We start from the raw sequence: 9606 nt of genomic DNA, 5'->3' as shown, positions 1-9606 counted from the left end.
AAGTGACATTTTATATTGGGAATGGGGGGTGACATTTTATTTCTGTTTTAATAAAAAATAAAGAAAGTTATTTTATTTTTTTGTATTAGTTTTATAATTTATAAATAGTAATTTTTAAATAATCAAAAGGAGAAAAATGTTTAAAAATAAAAAAGAAACAAAAAAAGCATTATTTATAGCTTTACCAATTGTTGCAATCGGAATTCCTGTTGCTGTAGGAACAACTGCTATTGTTTTAAAACATAAAAATAATCAAAAGATTGATATTAAAAAAAATGAAGCAACTAATTTTAGTATTTCTAAAAACACCAATGGATGACAAATTTTTCTAAAAACTAAAGATAATCAACCTACAAACAATTCAGCCAAAGAAATTGAATTTACTAATGAACAAAACGAAAGCATTACTTTTAAAGCATCTTGAAAAAAAATTAACAATGATAATTTTTGAGTTATAAATATAAATGATTTATCTATTCCAAAAAAAGGTAGTTATTCCATTCAGATACCAAGCGACATTACACTTGTTGAAAAAACAGAAAATATAAAAATTAATTTTCCTTTTTTTGAAATCAAAAATACGGAAAAAACTGGGGAATTAGAAATTTTCTTTACCAATATTTTAAACAGTAATTCTATAACTTATACTTTAGAAAATATCGAAAATACAAATATAAACAAAACAAAAAACATAACTATATTAAATAATTCATTTAAAATAGATATACCTAATGATTTAGAAAAAGGAAGATACTTACTTAAAAAATTATATTTTAATCCCACTGATAATTTAATTGATAATCATTTTTTAGAAATAAATAAAGAAAAATTAACTATTTCAAATTTAAATTTTGGACAAATCATTAAAAATAAACTGATTATAAATTTAGAAACTTTAAATAAAAATATAAAAAATCCAAATAATTTTAATAATTTTTCTTTAATTTTTGAAAATAGAAATAATGAAATTAAAAAAATATTAGGAACAATTGAAGAAAAAAATCTTTCTTTTGATTTAAATCAATTAAGTGATAAATATGTTTGAAATATTTTACAATTAGAAATTGCAAATTCTTCAAATGAACAAAATAAAATTATTGCCAATTATAAAGATTTTAGTGAAACTATAAAAAATTATTATAAAGCGAAAAATAAAGAAGTTTCGTTTGAAAATTCTTTTGTAACAAATAAAAGTTCTTTACTTTTTATAAATGATCCAAATAATTGAATAGATTTAAGTTCTCAAAATTTTAAAATTAAACATTATAATAAAAATAAAGAATTGTTAGAAGAAGTTAATAATTTCAACGTTGTAGATTTAAATAAAAAAGCAGTATTATTTCAATTTAAAAATTCTTTTCAAACAGAAGATTTTATTGAAGTTGAATATTCCAATACTGAAATTAATTTAAATAAAAATAAGTTTATTTTTAATAAAAATAAAATAGAAACAAACAATCTTATTACTGTTCAAAAAGAAGAAAATAAATTAAACATTTTACTAAAAAATAATTTAGAAACTACAAATAATTCAGAAATAAAAGCAAATTTTGTTGTAATAGATGAAAACAATCATATTACTACAAATGAAGAAAAAATATTACACTTAATAGATAAAAACAAACTAGAAATTATGCTAAATGATTCTTTCTTTGAAGCTAATAAAACATATTATTTATCTTCAATAGAATTTATTAATAATGCTTCCCATATGCTTATTCCTTTCGATAATAATAAAATCACTAAAATTTCAACATTCGAAAATAATATAACAAATATTAATATTTTAAAAAGAGAAACTATAAATAATACAACTTATTTACATTTTGAACTACCAAATACTTATCTAAATAACGAGTTAAATCACCTATTTTCAATAGTAAAAAACGATAAAGAATATAAAGGATATACAGATTTAAACACACTAACTTTCTATATAAATGATAATTTACCAGAAAATTTATCCGGTTCTATAATTAAAGATCTAAACTCTGGAAGAATATTTAAAATTAATAAATAAAAAACTCAATTTAGTTGAGTTTTTATCTTTTTAAGAATAATATATCAATAAAATTATTACCTATATTATTATTTTCGTTGTTTTGAATAGTTCTATTAAAGGAATGAGATTTTAAAACAACTTTTAATTTAAGAAAATTATTTTCTCCAATAGTTTCTTTGCTTGCTGTTTCTACTCGAATATTATAAAAATCTTTTGAAATTGGAGAATTAAATGAATTTTTAACTAAATCAGTTATACTAGATAACAATTTACTTATTTTGGTATACTCTAAAATTTTATTTCATCTTTCTTCTTTACTGGAAATTTGATTAATTTCAGCAATTAAATTATCTAAATCAACAGATTCAGGATTTTTAAATCCATAATAACTATTAAATTCATCTCATTTTTCTGTTGAAAATTTTTCAATTTTTTCTTTAAAGTTTAAATAAAGACTTTGTGATGTATTATCAAAGTTGAATCCACCTACTAACATAGGACCATAAATTTTCTTATATTTAGATTCTGGGTTATTTTCGTTTAAATTATCGAATCAAAAACCTATTTTATATTCCATAAAGCCTTGCATTGCATATGCAGAAGTTATATGTGGATCATATAAATTTTTTTGATCTCTAAATTTGATGAAAAATATTTTTAGTTTTGAACTATCATAACTTTTTAACGATTCATCAATATTTAAAAAATCATTTAATTTTTCATCTTTTATTTCAACTCAAGTAGTTGGATTTCCAAATGAATAATGTAAATCGTTAGTTTCTACTTCAGTAAATGTTTTGTCAAAATCTAAAGTAGATTTAGTTAAACCTTTATTTGATATTGAAATTAATTTTTCAAAATAACTATTACTTTGATTAAAATGTTCAAAGAAATTAACATTATATAAATTGTTAATTGTAATTTTTTTAGAAATTGAATAATTTGATCCAGATTTTAATTTGATATTTAATTTTAAAATACCGTTTCTTTCATCAATTTCTGTTTCAGAAGACGATTTATTTACTTCTATTTCTATTGAATCATCAAAATTTCTAATCTTATTAATGTCAGTTATCTTTATAAAATCAGATGTTGAATTTAAAGATTTTAGTGCTCCAGAAGCTCAGTATTTTTTTGTTAAATTTAAAGAAGAAATATTATTAATTATTTCATTTAATTCTATTTCTGTTTTTGGTGTAGATGTCTTTGATTTTGTAAATGAATTTTCAAAATTAAAATCTTGAGTGCCAAAACTTAATTTTTTAATTTTATAATTAACATTGTTTTTTAAATAAGTGCTAAATATATAATTATTTTTATCTTTATAAAGGAATTTTGGTTCAATAATTTGAGTTTGATTATTAATATCAAAAATTTCAAGTCTTGGTTTTAATAAAGAAAATTGATCTAATAATTCACTATTATTAAAATTTACAGAAATATCAGATATAAAGGAATTTTCTTTATTTTCGGTAATATTTACAGAATTTATTAGTGCATTTTCTTCTCTATTTTTATCATTATTAAATTTAAGGACTCCTTTATGTAAATAATCTAATTGAATTTCTTTATTATTTACAAAAACTTTAGTTAAAGAAATTTTTCCATAATAATTATAATTTGGAATATTTGCTTCTCATTTATCATTGACTTTAGTTGCATTTATTTTTCAATAACCACCAAAATTAGATATAAATTCCAATTTGACATCATTCAAATTACTTTGATCAATATCAACAAGTTCTAATTCTGTTTTAACTTTCAAGTTATTATTAGATTCTAAATTAAACTCAGTATTTTTGAATTTACTAAAACTTCTTTTAGAACTAAATTCTTTATTTATTCCGTCTTTTGGTAAAATAGAAATTCTCGGTTCAATAACGGAAACTAAACCACTCCTATCAATTTTAAAATCCACTATTTCTAAGTTGGCGTTTAAAGGAATTTCAAATCCATCTTCATAGTCAAAAGTTGATGAATCACTTGTTGTACTAATTGTGATAGGAATATTTTTTAATCCTTCATTTTCTGTTTTTCTAATCGAAATATCTACCGTAAATTCTGTGTCTGAATTTGTTTTATCTTTTAATGTTAATTTTCCAATATATTCACTTTCTGTAAATTCAAATAGTTTTTCCACATTGTTAAAAGAAAGTAATAAACGATTTGGATTTGTTTCATCAATGTGATAACTTATACTATCATAAGATATTTTTTGAGAATACTCTTTTGTTTGAAAGATGAAATCACTTGTATTTTCGGAATTTTCTCAATTATTTCCTATTTTTTGTGCTGAATTTAAACTAGTTAGTGGTTTATTGTTTAAAGTAATATTATTAATTAAATAGTTTTCACTAAACTCTAAATTTGATAAATCAAAAATAACTGAATCGGAATTTTCAATATATTCTTGAGAGTTAAAAAATTGTTTATCCTTAATTTTTCCAGATATTTCAATTTGAAAATCTTTATTTTTTACATTTTTTAATAAATGTTTAGAAAAATTTACTTTAAGTTTTACAAATTCATCTGTTTTTTCTAAAATTTCTAAAGATGAAATTACAAAGTCATCATTTTCATTTGAATCAGGAATTTCAGGTTCTTGTTTATCATTTGGATCTTGAACATTATTTATGGTACCATTATTTGGATTCTCGATTACATCTTTTTCCCCAGGATTTTCTGGTTTAAGTGTATCAGGGTCTGTTTTAGGAACTTCAGGGTCTTTTTTTTCTTCACTAAATATAATTTCTCTTTCTGTATCAGAATATCTTTTTAATGAAATATTTTCTTTATTTATAAAGAGTTTATCGATAAATAACGAAGATTTATCTTGCAAAATTGAAGGAATTAAAACTTCAATTTTGCTATTCAAATAAGTAAACTCTTTTGAAACATAAGTTTTAGAATCTGTTTGCTTTTCTTTTAAAGTTAATTCAATATCTTTAATTGATTCTTTAAAAGAATTAGGAAGAAATATAAAAACTTTATCTTTTGTTCTGCTAAATTTAATTTTTTCCTTTAAAAATATACTTTCTTTATTTTTGTTTTTATTAAGGACTATTGCTAAAGTTGCGCCAATAGAAGATGCCGCAATAGTACCAAGCACTATTGATGATAATATAATTTTTTTAGTTTTGTTTTTCATATTTAAATTATAAATATTTTTTTATTTTTACAAAAACAAAATATCAATATTTTTGTATAATTTAAATATTAAATGTATTAGTATGAAAGAGAGAAAAAATGTCTAAATTTATTTTTGTTACAGGTGGTGTAATTTCCGGATTAGGAAAAGGAGTTTCTGCTGCTTCAATCGGAAACCTTTTAAAATCAAGAGGTTTTAGTGTTTTTGTTTTAAAATTAGATCCTTACTTAAATGTGGATCCTGGAGTTATGTCTCCTTACGAACACGGAGAAGTTTATGTAACTGCTGATGGTGGAGAAACAGATCTTGATCTTGGTCACTATGAACGTTTTATTGATGAAAAATTTTCAAAAGATTCCAATTTTACAAGTGGTAGAATCTTTTGAAATATTTTAGAAAAAGAAAGGGAAGGATATTATGATGGTAAAACCGTTCAATATATCCCACATGTTACCGATGAAATAATTAGTATAATTAAAAATATAGAAAAAAAATATAAAAGTGACTTTGTTATAGTTGAAATAGGTGGAACAGTAGGGGATATTGAATCAAATCCGTTTATTTATGCAATAGCACAAATGGGTAGTGAATTCAACGGAATAAACACTTTTTTCATTCACGTAACTTATGTTCCTTTTCTTGAAACATCAGGTGATTTTAAAACCAAACCTACACAAGATTCTATTAACAAATTAAGAGGTATGGGTATAAAACCTAATATGATACTTTTAAGATCTAACGACGAAGTTGATCACACTATTTTAAATAAAGTTGCAAAAACTACATTTTTAAATCCAAGAAATGTTATTTCTGCTCCTGATTTAAAAAATGTATATGAAATGCCTTTATATTTAGAAAAAAAAGACGCAGCTAATATTATATTAGATTACTTTAATATTACACATATAAAACCAAATTTAAGAAAATGAACAACTTTTGCTAACAAAGTTAATAAAGAAAAAAAAGCTGAATTATTAATCAAAATGCTTGGGAAATATACCAGTTTTTCCGATGCTTATAAATCAATAAATGAAGCTATTAAAATTTCTGCATTTGATAAAGGATATGAAGTAAAACTAGAATATGTTGACTCTAATATTCTAACTAATGAAAATATATCTGAAAAACTCGATGATGCTGATGGTGTAATTATCTTACCTGGATTTGGTATTAGAGGTTTTGAAGGAAAAGTTTTAGGAGCAACATATACAAGAGAAAAAAATATTCCAACTTTTGGTATCTGTTTAGGTATGCAAGCAATGTCAGTTGCTCAAGCACGTCTAAAAGGTTATAAACACGCAACTTCTAAAGAATTTGCTACAAACAACAAAGAAGAAGTTTATGTTTTAGATTTTATAAAAGGTAAAAATGAAAAAGACCAAATGGGCGGAACTTTAAGATTAGGAGAATCTGAAACAGTGTTTAAAAAAGATTCTTTAATTGCTAAATTTTACAAAAGTACTTCTGTTTTTGAAAGACATAGACATAGATACGAAATACAACATGAATTTATTGAAAAATTAGAAGATGAAAATTTTAGTTTTTCAGGTTATCATCCAGAATTAGGTCTGGTTGAATCTTGTGAAGATAAAAGCAAAGATTTTTATATTGGTGTGCAGTATCATCCAGAATTCAATGCAAGACCACTAAATCCACATAAACTATTTAGTGCTTTTGTAGAAAAAGCAGCAGAAAGAAATAATGGAAAACAAAAATAATTCTTTACAAAATACATTTAAATACGTTGATTTAAATAAAGGTTTAAATCATGAACAAATTTCTAAAAATAAAGAAAAATACGGTGTAAACGAACTTAAAAATAAAAAGAAAACACCTTTAATTATTAAGTTTTTAAAACAGTTTATTGAACCGATGATTATTCTTTTAATTATTGCTGCATTTTTAGCTTTAGGAATTGCTATTTATGAAGCGATAGTTCATTATGAATATAAGAATCATATAGAATTTATAATTAGTTTTGTAGAACCTTTTGTGATATTTTTTATTGTAATTTTAAATGCTATATTTGGTTTAATACAGGAAAATAAAGCAGAAAAATCTATTGAATCACTTGCTAGTTTAAGTTCTCCAACATCAAAAGTAATTCGAAACGGACAAGAAATAATTATCGATACAAAAGACATTGTTGTTGGAGATATATTACTAATTGAAGCAGGAAATACTATCGGAGCTGATGGAATTATTGTTAATTCTGCTCAATTAGAGGTTGAAGAATCGATTTTAACAGGTGAATCTTTAAGTGTTTTTAAAAAAAATATATCTAATTTAGAATTTAACTGAGAAGAAACCGAAGATACTGAAGTTTATTCTGGCACAAATGTTATAAATGGTAGAGCAAAAATTCTAGTTACAAAAATCGGGATGGAAACAAAATTAGGAAACATTGCTAAATTACTAAATCAAGAAAAAGAAAAACTCACCCCACTCCAAAAACAACTTGAAAATTTAAGTAAAAAAATTGGAATTTTTTCTGCTATTTTATGTGTAATTACTTTCTTTATTTATATTTTTGTAGTTGCTTCAGGAAATTGAAGTCTTTGAGCAAAAGGTGTTGTTATCGCTATAACTTTAGCTATCGGAACTATACCAGAAGGTTTAGTACCAATTGTTACTGTTATTTTATCTATTGGAGTTAAAAGATTATCAAATAAAAATGCTCTGGTTAAAAAATTACCAGCTGCTGAAACTTTAGGAAATGTTTCAATAATTTGTAGCGATAAAACAGGAACATTAACCCAAAATAAAATGAAGGTTGTACAAACCTTTAAACATGACACTTTTTCACAAGAAGACTTTGTTAAATATTTTATTTTATGTACAGATGCCAACTCATCTATAAATGAAAAAGGGGAATACAAATTAATTGGAGATCCAACTGAAACTGCTATTATCCAATATGGAATTGATAATAAAATTTTTAAAGATTCAATTTCTAGTTTACACCCAAGAATAAACGAAATTCCTTTTGATTCAGATAGAAAAATGATGACTGTTTTTATAAAAATTAATGAAAATATTTATTCAATTACAAAAGGAGCTCCTGATTCTATTTTTGCTCTTGCAAACAATTTGTCAAATCAAATAGAACATAAAAACATCGAATTTTCTAATAATGCTTTAAGAGTTTTAGCATTAGCAATTAGAAAATGAGACAAATTACCAGATGATTTAAGTTCAAAAAATGTGGAACAAAATTTAACATTAGTTGGATTAATAGGGATGATAGATCCACCAAGAGAAGAGGTTAAAAGTTCTATTGCAATTGCACAAAAAGCCGGAATAAAAACTGTAATGATTACTGGTGATTATGCAAACACAGCTTATGCTATTGCAAAACAATTAAACATAGTAAAATCCGATGAAGATTTAGTTTTAAGTGGAAGTGAATTAAAACTAATGAGCGATGAAGATTTAAATGAAAACATAGAAAAAAATGCAGTTTTTGCTAGAGTTAGTCCTGAAGATAAAATCAGAATTGTTAAAGCTTGACAAACCAAAAATAAAGTTGTTTCTATGACAGGTGATGGAGTAAATGATGCTCCTGCTCTTAAAGCTGCTGACATTGGTTGTGCTATGGGAATAACAGGGACCGATGTTTCCAAACAAGCTGCAGATATGGTATTAACAGATGATAATTTTTCAACAATAGTTAGTGCTATAAAAGAAGGAAGAAGTATTTTATATAGCATAAAAAGATTAATGATTTTCCTTTTTACAACCAATTTAACAGCTTTATTAACTACTTTTATTGGAATTTTAATTTTTAGTATAAATCCTTTATCTTCTTTACAAATTTTGTGAATAAATGTTATTTCTGAAACTTTCCCAGGAATTGCACTAGGTTTAAATAGACCAAAACAAGATTTAATGAATAAAAAACCAAATCATAAAAATGCTTCTATCTTAACTAAAGAAATGATAATTCAAATATCTTTACTTTCCATCTTGTCAACAACACTATCATTATTAGCATTTTATTTAGGTGCTTATAGTCAAAGTGGTGTAGCAAATTTAAATGAAATAAAAACAATCTTAGCTGCAGAAAATTTATCAACATTAAACTTTGCTTCTTTATCTTGTTTTATGACTATGGGAATAATTTTATCTTTAAATTCTATTATATTAAGAAGTAATGAAAGTTTATTTAAACAAAAATTTAATGATTTAAAATTTGTTCTTTTAGCTTTTGCAATTAGTTTTGTTGTTCTTTTACCAGTTACTTACATACCAGAATTTTCCAAAGTGTTTAATATGAATGTATATGTAAATTCATTTAATAATTGAATATTTGCATTACCATTTATTTTTGGGTTAGTACCAACATTTTTTATTGAATTTATCAAATTAATTAAACTATTTGTAAATAAAAAACTTAAAGTCTAAACAGGGACATAAATTTGGGACACCAAATTTATGTTTTTATTTAAGGAGAAAA

General features: G+C 23.4%; 4 protein-coding genes. 3 read left to right on the top strand and 1 reads right to left on the bottom strand.

Annotated elements, in window-relative coordinates; genetic code table 4:
• Nucleotides 1-136 precede the first annotated feature (136 nt).
• Nucleotides 137-2020, top strand: a complete 1884-nt coding sequence (locus ACXX87_RS03875) for a hypothetical protein (RefSeq protein ID WP_458573307.1) — start codon at nt 137-139, stop codon at nt 2018-2020.
• 22 nt (nt 2021-2042) lie between these two features.
• Here ACXX87_RS03875 and ACXX87_RS03870 read toward each other — a convergent pair whose 3' ends face one another.
• Entirely contained in the window at nt 2043-5150 is a 3108-nt protein-coding gene (locus tag ACXX87_RS03870; protein WP_458573306.1) for a hypothetical protein, read from the bottom strand.
• Between the two features lie 98 nt (nt 5151-5248).
• On the opposite strand from ACXX87_RS03870, the gene ACXX87_RS03865 reads away from it, so the two are divergent.
• Complete coding sequence (locus tag ACXX87_RS03865) at nt 5249-6868, top strand: CTP synthase (protein WP_458557480.1); 1620 nt, start codon at nt 5249-5251, stop codon at nt 6866-6868.
• Nucleotides 6852-9554: a cation-translocating P-type ATPase gene (locus tag ACXX87_RS03860; protein WP_458573305.1), complete on the top strand. Its 2703-nt coding sequence runs from the start codon at nt 6852-6854 to the stop codon at nt 9552-9554. The genes ACXX87_RS03865 and ACXX87_RS03860 overlap by 17 nt, the downstream gene beginning before the upstream one ends.
• The last annotated feature ends 52 nt before the right edge of the window (nt 9555-9606 follow it).

It is taken from the genome of Mycoplasma sp. 613B (assembly GCF_054343485.1).
This window is presented reverse-complemented; position numbering and strand designations above follow the sequence as displayed.